At 35.0% G+C, this 15,124-nt stretch carries 16 protein-coding genes; 13 read left to right on the top strand and 3 right to left on the bottom strand.

Annotated elements, in window-relative coordinates; translation table 11 throughout:
• Positions 1–115: 115 nt before the first annotated feature.
• From fliF to fliR, 13 genes are all read left to right on the top strand, one after another.
• Positions 116–1,810: a flagellar basal-body MS-ring/collar protein FliF gene (gene fliF / locus J3T98_RS09185; RefSeq protein WP_267362679.1), complete on the top strand. Its 1,695-nt coding sequence runs from the start codon at positions 116–118 to the stop codon at positions 1,808–1,810.
• Positions 1,810–2,808 (top strand): flagellar motor switch protein FliG, encoded by a 999-nt coding sequence (gene fliG, locus J3T98_RS09180; protein WP_065561866.1) that lies wholly within the window; start codon positions 1,810–1,812, stop codon positions 2,806–2,808. Before fliF ends, fliG begins: the two co-directional genes overlap by 1 nt.
• Positions 2,795–3,550 carry a FliH/SctL family protein gene (locus J3T98_RS09175; protein WP_267362678.1) on the top strand — a complete coding sequence of 252 codons (756 nt, stop codon included), beginning with the start codon at positions 2,795–2,797 and terminating at the stop codon, positions 3,548–3,550. Before fliG ends, J3T98_RS09175 begins: the two co-directional genes overlap by 14 nt.
• A complete protein-coding gene (gene fliI, locus J3T98_RS09170) occupies positions 3,540–4,937 on the top strand; it encodes a flagellar protein export ATPase FliI (RefSeq protein ID WP_267332176.1) in 1,398 nt (465 codons plus the stop codon). The genes J3T98_RS09175 and fliI overlap by 11 nt, the downstream gene beginning before the upstream one ends.
• Positions 4,921–5,385, top strand: a complete 465-nt coding sequence (gene fliJ, locus J3T98_RS09165; protein ID WP_267330850.1) for a flagellar export protein FliJ — start codon at positions 4,921–4,923, stop codon at positions 5,383–5,385. The genes fliI and fliJ overlap by 17 nt, the downstream gene beginning before the upstream one ends.
• Complete coding sequence (locus tag J3T98_RS09160; protein ID WP_267362677.1) at positions 5,375–6,472, top strand: flagellar hook-length control protein FliK; 1,098 nt, start codon at positions 5,375–5,377, stop codon at positions 6,470–6,472. Before fliJ ends, J3T98_RS09160 begins: the two co-directional genes overlap by 11 nt.
• Before the next feature lie 175 nt (positions 6,473–6,647).
• The gene (locus J3T98_RS09155) at positions 6,648–7,109 is read left to right on the top strand and encodes a flagellar basal body-associated FliL family protein (RefSeq protein ID WP_065561871.1); all 462 of its coding nucleotides are present in this window, start codon (positions 6,648–6,650) and stop codon (positions 7,107–7,109) included.
• Positions 7,110–7,114: 5 nt separating this feature from the next.
• Complete coding sequence (fliM, locus tag J3T98_RS09150; protein ID WP_065561872.1) at positions 7,115–8,146, top strand: flagellar motor switch protein FliM; 1,032 nt, start codon at positions 7,115–7,117, stop codon at positions 8,144–8,146.
• 46 nt (positions 8,147–8,192) lie between these two features.
• Positions 8,193–8,507 (top strand): flagellar motor switch protein FliN, encoded by a 315-nt coding sequence (gene fliN, locus J3T98_RS09145; RefSeq protein WP_370632649.1) that lies wholly within the window; start codon positions 8,193–8,195, stop codon positions 8,505–8,507.
• Between the two features lie 13 nt (positions 8,508–8,520).
• Positions 8,521–8,892 (top strand): flagellar biosynthetic protein FliO, encoded by a 372-nt coding sequence (fliO, locus tag J3T98_RS09140; RefSeq protein WP_267332173.1) that lies wholly within the window; start codon positions 8,521–8,523, stop codon positions 8,890–8,892.
• Between the two features lies 1 nt (position 8,893).
• Entirely contained in the window at positions 8,894–9,637 is a 744-nt protein-coding gene (gene fliP / locus J3T98_RS09135) for a flagellar type III secretion system pore protein FliP (RefSeq protein WP_267332238.1), read from the top strand.
• Between the two features lie 14 nt (positions 9,638–9,651).
• On the top strand, positions 9,652–9,921 hold the full coding sequence (fliQ, locus tag J3T98_RS09130) for a flagellar biosynthesis protein FliQ (RefSeq protein ID WP_065561876.1): 270 nt from the start codon (positions 9,652–9,654) through the stop codon (positions 9,919–9,921).
• Positions 9,922–9,926: 5 nt separating this feature from the next.
• The gene (gene fliR / locus J3T98_RS09125; protein WP_065561877.1) at positions 9,927–10,730 is read left to right on the top strand and encodes a flagellar biosynthetic protein FliR; all 804 of its coding nucleotides are present in this window, start codon (positions 9,927–9,929) and stop codon (positions 10,728–10,730) included.
• A 132-nt stretch (positions 10,731–10,862) separates the two neighbouring features.
• Here the strand turns inward: fliR and J3T98_RS09120 are convergent, their stop codons facing one another.
• From J3T98_RS09120 to mrdA, 3 genes are read right to left on the bottom strand one after another with little or no spacing between them, the layout of a single operon-like run.
• Positions 10,863–12,044: a serine hydrolase gene (locus J3T98_RS09120; protein ID WP_065733601.1), complete on the bottom strand. Its 1,182-nt coding sequence runs from the start codon at positions 12,042–12,044 to the stop codon at positions 10,863–10,865.
• A gap of 14 nt (positions 12,045–12,058) precedes the next feature.
• Complete coding sequence (gene mrdB / locus J3T98_RS09115; RefSeq protein WP_220225480.1) at positions 12,059–13,168, bottom strand: peptidoglycan glycosyltransferase MrdB; 1,110 nt, start codon at positions 13,166–13,168, stop codon at positions 12,059–12,061.
• Positions 13,168–15,105 carry a penicillin-binding protein 2 gene (gene mrdA / locus J3T98_RS09110; protein WP_416380648.1) on the bottom strand — a complete coding sequence of 646 codons (1,938 nt, stop codon included), beginning with the start codon at positions 15,103–15,105 and terminating at the stop codon, positions 13,168–13,170. Before mrdA ends, mrdB begins: the two co-directional genes overlap by 1 nt.
• Between the last annotated feature and the right edge of the window lie 19 nt (positions 15,106–15,124).

Below are 15,124 nucleotides of genomic sequence, written 5' to 3'. Positions count from 1 at the left end.
AATCTAAAAGCGATAACTAAAGGGTAAAGCATGTGCTTTTTTAGCTATTGATTTTTATAAATACACAGATAATAGACCCTAGAATTAATCTAACCTGTTTAGAATTAGGATACATATGGATAGCCAGTCAGTAGGTAACAAAGGCGAATCAATATTGAATAAGTTACCATTTATCAATCAATTAAAACAAAATCGAAAAATGCTGCTCCTTATTGTAGGAGTGATCGTAATAGCTATAAGTAGTATCACCTATTTATGGCTTAAGAGTGATGATTACGGTGTGCTATTTAGTAATTTGAATGATAAAGATGGCGGTGAAATCATTAGCCAACTTGATAAGATGAATATTCCTTATAAGTTTTCATCATCCGGCACAACGATCTTAATTCCCGAAAATAAAATTTATGATACTCGCCTACGAATTGCTCAACAAGGTTTACCTAAAGGCGGTGCTATCGGTTTTGAACTGCTTGATAAAGAAAGTTTTGGAATGAGCCAGTTCAATGAACAAATCAATTATCAACGAGCATTAGAAGGCGAATTATCTAGAACAATTTCAATCATTAGTAGTGTTGATGATGCCAGAGTGCATTTGGCTATGCCAAAACCCTCTTTATTTGTTAGAGAAAGAAAATTCCCTTCTGCATCAGTCGCATTAACTTTATTACCGGGTCGCTCGCTATCTCAAGGTCAAATTGACGCTATTATCCACTTAATTTCAAGTAGTGTGCCGGAATTACAAGCGGATAAAGTCACTATCATCGATCAAAACGGTAATTTATTGACTGGAGAAAAATACCGCGATACTAACGTTAATGTTGCCCAATTAGAATATAGTGAACGAATCGAAAATTTGGTGCGTGAACGCGTAGAAAAAATCATTATACCGATTTTAGGTAAACAAAATGTTAAAGTTCAAGTTAATGCTGACATTGACTTTAGCCGTCAGGAATCAACATCCGAAATCTATGATCCTAATAGCGATGTTAACAATCAAACCATTCGCAGTAAGCAGCAAGTTGAAAACCGTCAATTAGCATCAAGCAATGCTATTGGTGGTGTACCAGGGGCTTTATCTAACCAACCAGTACCAACACCAAGTGCACCAATTGATGGAGAGAATGAAGCAAAAGATAAAGACGACAAGCAAAAAATGTATCATTTACAATCCAATAATACGTTGAACTTTGAAGTTAATCGTCAAATTATTCATAGCAAAATTCCTGAAGGTCGTATCAAGCGCTTATCTGTCGCGGTTCTAGTTAATTACAAATTTGCGACAATCAATGAAGTTGCATCGTCAAATGAAGGAAATCAAAAAAATGAAGCGGTCGAAAAATGGGTAAAACTCGATAAAGAAGAGCTTACTCATATTGAGGCGCTAGCACGTCAAGCTATGGGATTTTCAGACTTGCGTGGTGATTCATTAACGGTGGCAAATTTGAAATTTACAGATCAAATAGATGATGAAAATGACGCCATCACCTTTTTACAAAAACATGAAGTTTACGACATGCTGAAAACGGCAATTAAATATCTAATTTATATCTTAATAATATGGTATGCATGGCGAAAAGTACTGCGTTCGGTATGGATTAAGATTCAAAGACAATACCTCAATACGGATAAATCTGACGGCACGATGGGCGCTGAAGATAAGCTTGATTATAAAGCACACAGTAAACTGCAACAGAAAATTTTTGAAGATAATATGCAACAACAGCAATACATCCGAAAAATTGTCGAAAAAGATCCTCGTGTAATGGCTCTCATTATTCGTGGTTGGATGAACAAGAAGGACACCGAGTAATGAATTTAAGTGAATCTCAAAAAGCAGCGACAATTTTAATGATTTTAGGTGAAGAATTAGCTGCAAAAGTAATGCAATTTTTAGACCATAAAGAGGTACAACAAATTAGTAGTGCCATGATGGGATTGCCACAATTAACACAAGAACAACTCAAAAATATTCTTAATGAGTGTCAAACCACACTTGATGATTGTGCCGTATTAAATACCGATACTAATGGCTATCTACGAAAAGTTCTCGAAAAATCAATTGGTAGTGATAAAGCCAGCCGTCTACTTGATGAACTATTAGATACCGATATTGAAGATACTACCGATGGCTTAAAAATGCTTAACTTTGTTGATGCGGCCAGAGCTGTTGATTTGGTTAAGAAAGAGCATCCACAAATTATCGCCACAATTTTAGTTCACTTAAATCGTGACTTAGCTGCTGAGATATTAAATCTATTTGATGATGATCTGCGTAATGATGTAATGCTACGTATTGCAACCTTCGGTGGAGTAGAGCCTTCAGCGTTAGAGGTATTATCAACATCGTTATCAACTTTACTACATGGACAAAATATTAAGCTTAATAATATGGGGGGTATCCGCACCGCAGCAGAAATCATCAACCTGATGAAATCACAACAAGAAGAATTGGTTATCAATGCATTACGTGATTATGACAATGAGTTAGCTCAAAAAATCATTGATGAAATGTTCTTATTCGAAAATCTGGTTGATGTGGATGATAGAAGTATCCAACGTCTACTCAAAGATGTGGATAATGAAACCTTAATTATTGCCCTGAAAGGTGCGACAGAACCATTACGGGAAAAATTATTATCGAATATGTCGCAACGTGCTGCATCTATATTACGTGAAGATTTAGAAAACAGACCACCAGTGCGCTTGTCACAAGTTGAAACCGAACAGAAGAAAATTTTGGTTATTGCTCGTCGTTTAGCTGAAACCGGTGAGATGATCTTAAGTAGCGGTGATGATGAATATGTATAATCAAGCTAATACCTTAACTTGGAAACCATTACACTTTCAAGATTTAGCAGAATCATCACCACTCATTCCTGAAACCGATGAGCAAGAAGAGTGTGAACCAGAACTTGAAATAGTCGATGAGGCCGATACCAATTTTATTGATATTAATAGCCCTGAAATAACGCTAGAACTTGAAAATATCAAACAACAAGCACGAGAAGAAGCCTATCAAGAAGGTTTTAATCTAGGTAAAGAAGAAGGTTTCAATATTGGTAAACAAACAGGGTATGAGGAAGGGTTAACAATAGGCCAACAAGAAGGCCTGGAGAAAATAGAACAACAGATAAACGAAGAAAAATTAAATACTGTTGAATCCATCAAAAATCTAGCAATTCATTTTCAGCAGTCAATTAATCAAATTGATGAAAAAATTGTACCAAAGCTATTTGATCTCGCTTTACTTGCCGCTGAAAAAACTGTTGGTTCGTTATCCAAATTAAAACAAAAACAATTAATGCATTCGATCAAGTCATTAATTGAACAAAATACAATTGCACCGATTGTGGTTCGAATCAATCCGAATGATTTTTTATGGCTAGAGCCACAACTAGATGATCAACTAAAAAATGAATGGCAATTTATTGCCGATGCAAATATAGAATTAGGTGGCTGCAAAATATTTACTGAAACAAATGAGATCGACGCAAGTATAACCAATCACTGGCAAATTATTTCTGACACAGTGCATGGAGATGAGCGTTAAGGTGAGCTTTTGTACGCAATGGGCAACTAAAATTGATAGTGCTAAACAGAAATTAGAGTCTGCATCTTTAATTCGTCAATATGGTCGATTGGTTAAAGCGTCTGGTCTTGTTCTAGAAGCTATTGGTTTAAAACTACCATTAGGATCCAACTGTTTTGTTGAACGACAATTAGATGGCAAAATCCAAGCGGTTGAGTGTGAAGTAATTGGTTTTAAAGGAAAAACACTATACCTCATGCCGTTTGAATCAACAGACGGTATATTACTCGATGCAAGAGTTTATACATCACAATATGATTTAACACATTTTAGCCACAAAGTTTTACCAATTGGTATGGGGTTATTAGGCCGAGTTGTCGATGCAATGGGAAAACCTCTCGATGGCAAACCATTACCTGAAGATATCGAATATGAAGGATTAATTAATAAAACACTAAATCCGCTAACCCGAACACCAATTCATCAAGTTCTCGATGTTGGTATTCGTGCAATCAATGCATTATTAACCGTTGGTCAAGGTCAGCGAATGGGGCTTTTTGCAGGTTCAGGCGTTGGTAAAAGTGTTTTACTTGGCATGATGGCAAGATACACCAAAGCCGATATTATTGTGGTTGGTTTAATCGGTGAGCGAGGTCGAGAAGTAAAAGATTTTATTGAAAATATTTTAGGTGAAGAGGGCTTAGCTCGATCTGTTGTTGTTGCCGCGCCTGCTGATGTATCGCCATTATTACGTCTACAAGGTGCAGCCTACGCGACTAAAATTGCTGAAAAATTTCGTGACCAAGGATTTAATGTATTACTCATTATGGATTCATTAACACGATACGCCATGGCACAACGTGAAATAGCCTTAGCGATCGGTGAACCACCAGCGACTAAAGGATATCCTCCTTCAGTATTTGCAAAATTACCAGCATTAGTTGAAAGAGCCGGTAATGACGCAGAAGGCAAAGGCGCTATTACCGCTTTTTATACCGTGCTAACCGAAGGTGATGACCAGCAAGATCCTATCGCTGACTCAGCTAGAGCAATTCTCGACGGACATATTGTTTTATCCCGTTCTCTTGCCGAATCAGGTCATTATCCAGCTATTGATATTGAAGCATCAATAAGTCGCGTGATGACAGAACTAACCAAAGACGAAAAAAAATCACGGTTATTTAAGCAATTATTTTCAAGTTTCCAACGAAATCGTGACTTAATTAATGTTGGCGCTTATGTAGCAGGAACCGATCCTTTATTAGATAAGGCAATAACGCTTTTTCCTGCTATGCAACAATTTTTACAACAAGGAATTTATGAACATTGTAGTTATCAAGACGCTTATCAACAGTTAGCAAGAATTGTTGATTCAAACTTAGGAAAGAACAATGGCCAATCAATATAATGGTAAATTTGCCTTTTTAACATTAAAAAAGTTAGCTGAAAAATCAGTCGACGACAAATTGATTAAATTAAAAAATGCGCATGATAATAAGCGTAATGCTCAATCACAACTAAATGTATTGAATGATTACTATAATGAGTACCAACAGCGCTTAAATAAAGCGTTATCAGTTGGTATTACAGGATCAGAACTGAACAATTTTAATGCTTTTATTACTGCTATTGAGCAAGGGATCACACAACAAAAAAAGTTATTGTTAACTTTAGAAATTAAACAAAAACAGATTACCAATGAGCTAAATCAATCACAAAAAAGTCTCAATACTTACACCACATTATTGGATAAACAAGATAAAAAACTACTGCTACAGCAAAGCCGTTTACAACAAAAATTAACCGATGAATTTGCACAGCAGCAGTTAGCAAGGAGAATATTGAATGAATATTAATCAATTTAGTGATATCCCATTAATATCACCTATAGAATTGAATGAAGTATCAATTATTGAAGACGATTTTTTTCAGCTTTTATTACAGTTTAATGAAAAACAAGAGTTAGGCGAAAATAATAGCCTAGCCAAAGCTAATATTCTCGAGAACAAACTCGATCATCAATTAGATGATCAAGAAGAGGAAGATAGTGATGAATTATTCACACTATTTCCACTAACTTTGCAAGTCGATGAACAGCCTATAAATAATAATGAGCATAATCATACTGAACAGCCAGCAATACGTGAATTAAAAATTAATACTACAGCTAATGATATACTTTTAAAGGCACCAGTTTATGATGATATAACACTCAATGTAGATGAAAAAGCAGCAGAAATTCTAACTATTATTAATAGTAGTGAACAAGTAATCATTAAGCCAAATAAACAAACGAGTTTGCTAACGAATGATGAACATAATATATCAACCAATATAAATTCAGTTAAAACCTCAAATCAACCATTACCAACTCTTACTAATACTCAAAATAATAATATCGATTTACCTATCACCAATTTTGATATTAACCACTTTGAACAAGAACCTACATTACTAGTCCATAGCCCAAATCAATTAACCACATCAACACCATTAATTGAAAGTCAAAAAACGTTAAATATAAATTTACCTATGCCAATGGATATTACTGAATGGCAAAAAACATTAAACGAAAAAATTAGTCTCGCTTGTCGTCAAGGTATCCAAAATGCGGAAATCAAATTACATCCTGAAGAATTGGGTTCGCTGCATATTAAATTGGCAATAGTTGATGACAAAATGAACCTTCACTTGGCTGTTGCACATAATATGGTTAAAAGCGTGTTAGAATCAGCTTTACCGCAATTAAGAACTTCATTGGAAGAACAAGGTATTATGTTAGAGCAGACCGATATTAGTGATTTTTCAATGATGAATGACTCCTCATCACCTTATAAACAAGAGTTTGAAATAGAGCAATTAATGGACGATAAAAATCAAACACTTCATGAACTTGATCATCCATCAAACATTGTTCAATCAGGATTAAGTATTTTTGCCTAAATAATAGTATTTGAAACAGTACTATGTTTTGATAGCTAGAGATTAAAAAGGTTGAATAGGTCATATTTTTACTGCCTATTCTTCCAATTAATTCTCAAAGCATGATTTATTATTTTGGTAATTTTTGGCTATTTAAATAGACATTTCATTAATTTTCATTGAGACAATAATAAATATGCAAACTACCAAGAAAAAAATAAGTATTTTAAATCTAGTACTTATTTTAATTACCCTTTTAGCAACAGGTTTTGCTGCTTATTTATGGTTACAAGATTCTCCTAAAACGACGCCCCATGTAGAACCAGAAGTGTTATCACCGGTTTTTTTAACATTAAAACCTTTCACAATTTCACTTCCACCATCTAAAGAAAATTTAGAAATCAATAAAATTCTATACGTTGGTATGGTGTTACGCGTCGCTGATGAAGAACAAAAAACCGTTTTATTAGATTATCTTCCTGAAGTAAGAAGTGACGTACTTTTGTTAACTTCAAAACAGTACGTTAATAATTTAAAGAAAGAGTCAGGCAAACTTGAATTACAAGAGCAGATAAAAATGGCATTATCTCGCCAATATGATGCAAAACACTCAGTAAAAATTGATGAAGTTCTATTTACTGATTTCATTGTAAGGTAATTATCATGTCTGATAAGCTTCAACCTAATACCGATAAAAGTGAATCTTTGCATTCACAAAATAATTCAGCCAGCATAAAAAATGATGCTGAGCAAAATTATCATTTACAACAAAGTAAACGGACTGAAGTTAAGCCTTATGATATATCAGTTAAACATAGCTTTATCCCTGAAAGACTAACCGCGTTAGAGATTATTAATGAACGCTTTGCACGTCAATTTAGAATTGGATTATTTAATTTATTACGCCGAAATACTGATGTTATAACCTCACCCATTGAACCCAAAACGTTTAAAGAGTTTTCACATGTTTCAGCAACCAATCATTTAAATTTAGTTCATCTTAACCCTTTGCGGGGAAGTTGCTTATTTTCATTTTCACCTGAATTAGTATTTATTGTTGTTGATACTCTTTTTGGTGGGGATGGCCATACTACTAATGTTGATACTGAAGGACGAGAGTTTACTCATACTGAGCAAGAGATTATTCGACGAGTATTAAGTCTTGCTTTAACAACTTATCAAAGCTCTTGGATTGATGTATACAATATTGAAACCGAATACATCCGCTCTGAAGTAGAAAGCAAATTTACCAACATTACCAGCTCGCCTGACGATGTTGTGTTAACTTCATCATTTTTAGTCGAAATTGGTAATTTTAAAGGAACATTTTGCATATGTATTCCTTATGCAATGGTTGAACCAATTAAAGAGCTATTAATTAAACCACCGATAGAAAACCAAACTCACCAAGATGATAACGTGTGGATGAGCTCACTGACGAGTGGTATTAAACAATCAACCGTTGAGTTAGTCGCAAACTTTACAAACATTCAAACAACTGTTGCCAAATTATTAGCATTAAAAGTCAGTGATATTTTGGATATCGAAAAACCAACAAGCCTTGATGTCACCATTGGCGGTGTACCAGTATTAAAAGGTCATTATGGTAGCGTAAATAAACAGTATGCAATCCAAGTAGATCAGATAAGCAATCCAGTTTTAGAACAATTGAATGAAGGAGTGTTCAATGAGTGATATACCAAGTGATGATAGCCAACTAAATATTAGTGATGAATCAGTAATGAAAGAAGCTATTTTCGAAACCCTTTCACCACAACCAACAGACGTAAAAAAGCAAGATATTAACCTTATCCTAGATATTCCAGTTAATCTAAGCGTAGAACTTGGTCGAACCAAAATGGCCATTAAAGATCTTTTAAATTTAACTCAGGGTTCAGTTATAGCCTTAGACGGTTTAGCTGGTGAACCTTTAGACATCCTTATTAATGGCTATTTAATTGCGCAAGGTGAAATCGTTGTAGTTGGCGATAATTATGGAGTACGAATTACCGATATTATTACTCCATCAGAACGTGTTCGTAGATTAAGCCGTTAAAAATGAGATAACCATGACCCAAACTTTATCCGCCATTCCTGTAGAATCAAGCCTATTTAGCCAGATCGGCATGGCATTTTTTTGTGTAATTGCTGTTATCTTATTTTTAGCATGGATAATAAAACGAATTGGTTGGAAAAAGTCTACGAAACAATTCATTGATATTAAAGCAACTTATAATATAAGTGCTAAAGAGCGAATTCTTCTGGTTTATGTTGATCATCAATTACTGGTAGTTGGTGTTACTGCACAACAAATGACATTACTGCATACCATAAATGAACAACGCACTGAAATGTTATTAGCTGAGCCCGCTGAGGTTGAGCAATTGTCAAAAAGTAACCTGTTTAATCAGATATTACAATCTGTGTTAGACAAGAGGTAAGATAGTGCGGTTAATACATATTATTTTGCTAAACGTACTGTTTTTTAGTCAATGTAGTTTTGCTCAATTATCACCATTAACAATTGTTTCTCAAACACCATATCAAGAAGGACAAAGTTGGTCTTTACCTGTTGAAACCTTAGTCTTTTTAACTTTACTCACTTTTATCCCTATTATTCTACTACTAATGACGAGTTTTACTCGGATCATTATTGTATTAGGATTATTGCGAAGTGCACTTGGCACACAATCTGCACCACCTAATCAAGTGATAATAGGCATTGCGTTATTTATGACATTTTTTATCATGTCACCAACACTCGATAAAATATATCAAGAGGCGTATGTGCCTTATTCGAAACAACAAATCACCATGCAAGAAGGGTTAAATGAAGCAACAAAACCGCTTCGTGAATTTATGCTCTCTCAGACTCGTGAAAGCGATTTAGGGTTATTTGTAAATATGTCTCATACGAATGAAATTCAAACTCGTGAAGATATCCCACTACGAATTTTGGTACCGGCTTTTATCGTTAGTGAACTCAAAACCGCTTTTCAAATTGGCTTTACACTGTTTATTCCTTTCTTAGTAATTGATTTAGTTGTCGCCAGTACCTTAATGGCGTTAGGGATGATGATGGTGCCACCCGCAACGGTATCTCTACCATTTAAAATTATGTTGTTTGTATTAGCTGATGGCTGGCACTTACTATTAGGTTCGTTAGCACAAAGTTTTTTTAGTTAAAGTAAAGGAATATAATGCCATCTGAATATATTAGCCATTTCGCCATACAAGCCATCAAGGTTGCAGCATCGCTTGCTGGTCCTTTATTAATAGCGGCACTGGTCACAGGATTAATCATCAGTTTACTACAAGCAGCAACCCAAATTAATGAGATGACGTTATCTTTTATCCCAAAAATTTTGGCTGTTATTCTAGTATTAATTATTTTAGGTCCATCAATGCTAACCACAATGATCGACTATATTCGCCTTGTCATCACTAGCATTCCCAACCTAACAAGTTAACCTTAATGGATTTAGCTATTGTCGATCTATTGAATATTGATTTTTTTGCTTGGGTTCAATCAAGTTTTCTCCCTTTTGTTCGTATTTTAGCTTTAATTATGGTCGCACCAATCACTGGCGAAAAAGAAGTACCAAACCGTGTAAAAATAGGTTTAGCAATACTTATTGTTATTGTGTTACCTTTACCAAAGTTAGACGACAACCTTACCCTTTATTCGTTAATGGGCATTTGGATTATTGCTCAGCAAATCATGATTGGCATCCTAATTGGTTTTGCAATACAACTTACCTTTATGACGGTTAGATTTTCGGGGGAGTTAATTAGTATGCAAATGGGATTAGGAATGGCCACTTTTTATGATCCTATCAGCGGTCCATCAACCTCGGTATTATCACGTTTAATTAATATTATTGCTATGTTGATATTTCTTAGTTTAGATGGTCATTTATGGTTACTTTACGGATTAGCTAACAGTTTTGATATCATTCCTATTACGGTCTATCCTTTAAAACAAAACGGCTATTTAGCCTTAATCGAAATAACGGGTCTATTATTTAATAACGGTATTATGTTGGCATTACCATTAATGACATTATTACTTATTATTAATCTGTCATTGGGCTTATTAAATAGATTTACACCACAACTATCAATTTTTGTGGTCGGCTACCCGCTTACATTATTATGTGGGCTAACGATGTTATCGTATCTATTTTCTGCTTTACCATTGTTTGTCGAATCAATTTTAGAACAGATCTTTTCAACAATTTCTCGCATCTTAATCTATCTTGCTGATGTATCTACTTAGACAAAAAAAGTTGAGGAACGGGGTTTTTGAACGCCTAAATTAGAGATAATTAATGCTTGATAAAATCAAATTTTGCTTAAAATAAAAAACCGCTGCGTAAACAAAAGTCACACAGCGGTTATTAAGAAAAAATTAATTAAATAATTTATGGAATTGTAAACATATCCAATCCCAAATGCCGCCGAAGAATCCAGTTTCCTCAATATTTTCAAGCGCAACTAAAGATTGTTCATTGATAACTTTATCATCCAATAAAAATTGAATTTTACCAACCGCGGTTCCTTTGGTTATTGGTGCATAAATATAATCATCAATGGTATATTGCACTTTAACATCTGCTGAACGACCTTTCGGCACTGTGATATAAGCGCCATTGATCGCACCTAATTTAACTTTATTTTCATCACCATACCAAATTGACTCAATCGCGAGTGGATCATTGGGTTTTACTGGATTTGCCGTTTCAAAGAATCTGAATCCCCACGTAAGTAATTTTTTACTTTCTTCTTCACGACCTTTAAATGTTCGACCACCCAATACCGCTGAAATTAAACGTGTATTACCATCAACAGCAGAAGCAACAAGGTTATAACCGGCTGCGTTAGTATGTCCAGTTTTAATGCCATCTACATTTAATGTAGTATCCCAAAGTAATCCATTACGATTCATTTGAGGTTTAGAAAGATTGTAGGTAAATTCTTTTTCTTTATAAATTGCATATTCTTTTGGTAAGTCACGGATTAAAGCCTGACCTAACAACGCCATATCTTTAGCTGTGGTATATTGACCCGGTGCATCAAGCCCGTGCACAGTTTCAAAATGAGTGTGTTGTAATCCAATTTTTTTCGCATATTCATTCATCAAATTAACAAAAGCACCTTGGCTACCTGCAACATGTTCAGCCATAGCAATACATGCGTCGTTACCCGATTGAATAATGATACCTTTATTTAAATCAGAGACCGAAACAGTCTTACCGACTTCTAAAAACATTAATGATGAGCCTTTTAATACTGGGTTACCTGTTGCCCACGCATCTTTACTCACTAATACCATATCATCATTTTTAATTCGGCCTGATTCTAAGGCTTGACCAACAACATAACTTGTCATCATTTTAGTTAAACTTGCTGGATCGCGTTGTTGTTCCGCATTATATTGCGCTAAAATTTCGCCAGATTTGGCATCCATTAAGATATACGCTTCAGCATCTAGTTGTGGAATAGCCGGTATAGGAAAAGCCATTTCCGCAGAAGCAGAAGAACATATTGCGAGCACTAATAATCCAAAAGATAATTTAAATTTCTTTTTCATTTATAAAAATTCCGTTAAATGTTTTTAGATAACATATATCGATGAGTGTGAATAGACATCATAATGCCAAAACTTGCCATTAAAACGACTAATGATGAGCCACCATAACTTATTAGTGGTAATGGTACACCAACTACTGGCAATATTCCACTGACCATACCGATATTAATAAATACATAGACAAAAAAGACCAAAATTAAACCACCAGAAAGGATTCGGCCAAAAGTCGTTTGTGCTTGAGAGGCAATAATCAAACCTCTAATTATTAAGCATAAGAATAAGACTAGCAAAATAATCGAGCCAATAAAACCAAACTCTTCTGCGATGACTGAAAAAATGAAATCAGTATGGCGTTCAGGTAAAAATTCTAACTGTGACTGGGTACCTTCTAGCCAGCCTTTGCCCCATATTCCACCTGATCCAATTGCTGTTTTAGATTGAAGAATATGATAGCCAGTACCATTAGGGTCACGTTCAGGATTAATTAGCGTTAATACTCGTTCACGTTGATAATCGTGCATTAAGTAGAACCACATAATCGGTACAAAGATAGCCAACAATATCAAAGCAACAAGAATAAATCGCCAATTAATACCAGCCAAAAAGATAATAAAAATACCAGACATGACAATTAAAATAGCAGTTCCCAAATCGGGTTGCATTGCCACCAATAGTGTTGGCACACCGATAATAGCTAATGTTTGTAAGGTCGTTTTTAATGGTGGAGGGCAACCATCACGATGAATAAATTTAGCTACCATTAAAGGAACAGCAATTTTAGCAATTTCTGAGGGTTGAAAACGAATAACTCCTAAGTCTAACCAGCGTTGAGCGCCTTTACTGGTGTAGCCAAAAATATCAACCAATAGTAATATAAAAATACAGGCAATATAAAGATAAGGTGCCCACTGTTCATAACTTCTTGGTGAAAACTGTGCAAAGACAATCATCACAAAAAAACCAAGTAATATTTGGATCACTCTTTTTTGCATCATATCTATATCTTGGCCGCTAGCACTCCATAGAATATAAAGGCTATAACCAAGTAGTAAGGTGATAAATAAGCAAAAAAGCGGATCGATATGTATCTTTTGCCAAAAAGATTTCTTAATATTATTCATCATTAATCTTCATGTCCTGTATTAGGTGATTCATCGTTTAATTCCGTTGAGTTATCACCTTCAAGATAATAATCTAGTATCTTACGTGCAACTGCACCACCGTTGGAGCTTCCTCCTCCACCATTTTCCAGAACAATCGCTAAGGCTATTTTCGGTTTATCGTAAGGTGCGTAAGCAATAAATAAAGCATGATCGCGTAAATGTTCAGGTATTCTATGTGCGTTATAGGTTTCGTTTTCTTTTAAACCATAAACTTGAGCAGTACCTGATTTACCCGCAGCTTGATATTTAGCGCCTGCATAAACTTTACGCGCGGTGCCTCGAGCACCAAACATTACTCGGTGCATACCTTCTTTTGCTAATGCCCAATAGGTTGGATTAACATCAACAAGACTGTTTTTTTCAATATATTTTGATGGATCAATCAGTGGTTGATTTTGATTGGTATTGATAATGTCGCTCTTTTTATATAATAAAAAGTGTGGTGTATAGGTTTTACCATTATTAATTAGTGTAGTTAATGCTTTAGCCATTTGCATTGGTGTTGCTGTCCAATAACCTTGACCTATACCGACAGGAATAGTGTCTCCTTGTAACCAAGATTTTTTATGGCGTTTTAATTTCCATTCACGACTTGGCATGACAGCTCGTGTCTCTTCACTAGGCGAGATATCAATGCCTGTTCGCTGGCCATAACCAAACTTAGTCATCCATAAATTTAAGCGATCTATCCCCATGTCATATGCAACTTGGTAAAAATAGGTATCTACTGATTCTTCTATTGCTCGTAATACATCGACATGGCCATGCCCCCATTTTAACCAGTCTCGATAACGTCTTTCAGTACCCGGTAATTGCCACCAACCCGGATCGTTAACCACACTTTTTGGTGAAACAACGCCTTCACTTAATGCTGCTATCGAAATAAATGGTTTAACAGTTGAAGCTGGGGGATAAGCACCGAGCAATGCACGGTTAAATAGTGGTTTACTTGGATCATTAAGTAACTCACTATATTTCTTACTTGAAATACCACCTACAAAGTCGTTTGAATCATAACTTGGGCTTGATACCATTGCTAATATTTCACCATTATTTGGATTAATAGCAACAACCGATGCTTTACGGCCAGCAAGCAGTGATTCAATATAGAGTTGTAATTTGAGATTAATGGATAAATAGATATCTTCACCCGCTTGTGGTGGATGTTGTTCAAGTAAGCGAACAATACGACCTCGGCTATTGACTTCAACCTTTTCGTTACCCGCCGTGCCATGTAAAACATCTTCGTAATATCGTTCAATCCCCATTTTTCCAATATTAAAGGTAGCCACGTAATTGCTAGCTTTATTTTCTTCTTCTAGACGTTGCTTATCTTGACTGTTTATTTTAGATATATAACCAAGAATATGGGTAAGTGAAGCACCGTATGGATAATATCGATGTTGAATTTTTACAATTGATACAAAAGGAAATCGATGCTGATCAACAATAAACCGAGCAATTTGTTTTTCGGTTAAGTTTTCTTTAAGTGGTACAGGTCGATGAGATCGATAATTTCGTCGGTCCTTTTGGAAGTTTTCAATATCTTCATCAGTTAAATCAACAATCTTTTTTAATTGTTCAAATTGCTCATTAAGGTTTTTAGTTTTGTCAGGAACAATATTAAGTTGATAGGTAATATTATTTATCGCTAATGGCGTGCCATTACGATCATAGATCATACCGCGACTTGGAGGAATAGGGATAATTTCAATACGATTATTGTTCGATTTGGTGCTGTAATAACTAAAATTCGATATTTGCAAATCAGCTAAATTGGCTAATAATACAAAAATTAGTAGTATAATTACGACAAATGCAAACAGTGCTCTACGCAAAAATAAGTTTGTTTCTGCGGAGTGATCGCGAATATAGCCTTTTTTTGTTTTACCTGAAATAGAGATAATCTAACTCCTC

It is taken from the genome of Gilliamella sp. B2772, assembly GCF_026536985.1.
Lineage (GTDB): Bacteria > Pseudomonadota > Gammaproteobacteria > Enterobacterales > Orbaceae > Gilliamella > Gilliamella apicola_E.
This window is presented reverse-complemented; position numbering and strand designations above follow the sequence as displayed.

Excerpts from the sequence above, each read along its gene's own strand:
- fliF (WP_267362679.1), top strand. The coding sequence starts at position 116 with ATGGATAGCCAGTCAGTAGGTAACAAAGGCGAATCAATATTGAATAAG.
- fliG (WP_065561866.1), top strand. The coding sequence starts at position 1,810 with ATGAATTTAAGTGAATCTCAAAAAGCAGCGACAATTTTAATGATTTTA.
- J3T98_RS09175 (WP_267362678.1), top strand. The coding sequence starts at position 2,795 with ATGAATATGTATAATCAAGCTAATACCTTAACTTGGAAACCATTACAC.
- fliI (WP_267332176.1), top strand. The coding sequence starts at position 3,540 with ATGAGCGTTAAGGTGAGCTTTTGTACGCAATGGGCAACTAAAATTGAT.
- fliJ (WP_267330850.1), top strand. The coding sequence starts at position 4,921 with ATGGCCAATCAATATAATGGTAAATTTGCCTTTTTAACATTAAAAAAG.
- J3T98_RS09160 (WP_267362677.1), top strand. The coding sequence starts at position 5,375 with ATGAATATTAATCAATTTAGTGATATCCCATTAATATCACCTATAGAA.
- J3T98_RS09155 (WP_065561871.1), top strand. The coding sequence starts at position 6,648 with ATGCAAACTACCAAGAAAAAAATAAGTATTTTAAATCTAGTACTTATT.
- fliM (WP_065561872.1), top strand. The coding sequence starts at position 7,115 with ATGTCTGATAAGCTTCAACCTAATACCGATAAAAGTGAATCTTTGCAT.
- fliN (WP_370632649.1), top strand. The coding sequence starts at position 8,193 with ATGAAAGAAGCTATTTTCGAAACCCTTTCACCACAACCAACAGACGTA.
- fliO (WP_267332173.1), top strand. The coding sequence starts at position 8,521 with ATGACCCAAACTTTATCCGCCATTCCTGTAGAATCAAGCCTATTTAGC.
- fliQ (WP_065561876.1), top strand. The coding sequence starts at position 9,652 with ATGCCATCTGAATATATTAGCCATTTCGCCATACAAGCCATCAAGGTT.
- fliR (WP_065561877.1), top strand. The coding sequence starts at position 9,927 with ATGGATTTAGCTATTGTCGATCTATTGAATATTGATTTTTTTGCTTGG.
- J3T98_RS09120 (WP_065733601.1), bottom strand. The coding sequence starts at position 12,044 with ATGAAAAAGAAATTTAAATTATCTTTTGGATTATTAGTGCTCGCAATA.
- mrdB (WP_220225480.1), bottom strand. The coding sequence starts at position 13,168 with ATGATGAATAATATTAAGAAATCTTTTTGGCAAAAGATACATATCGAT.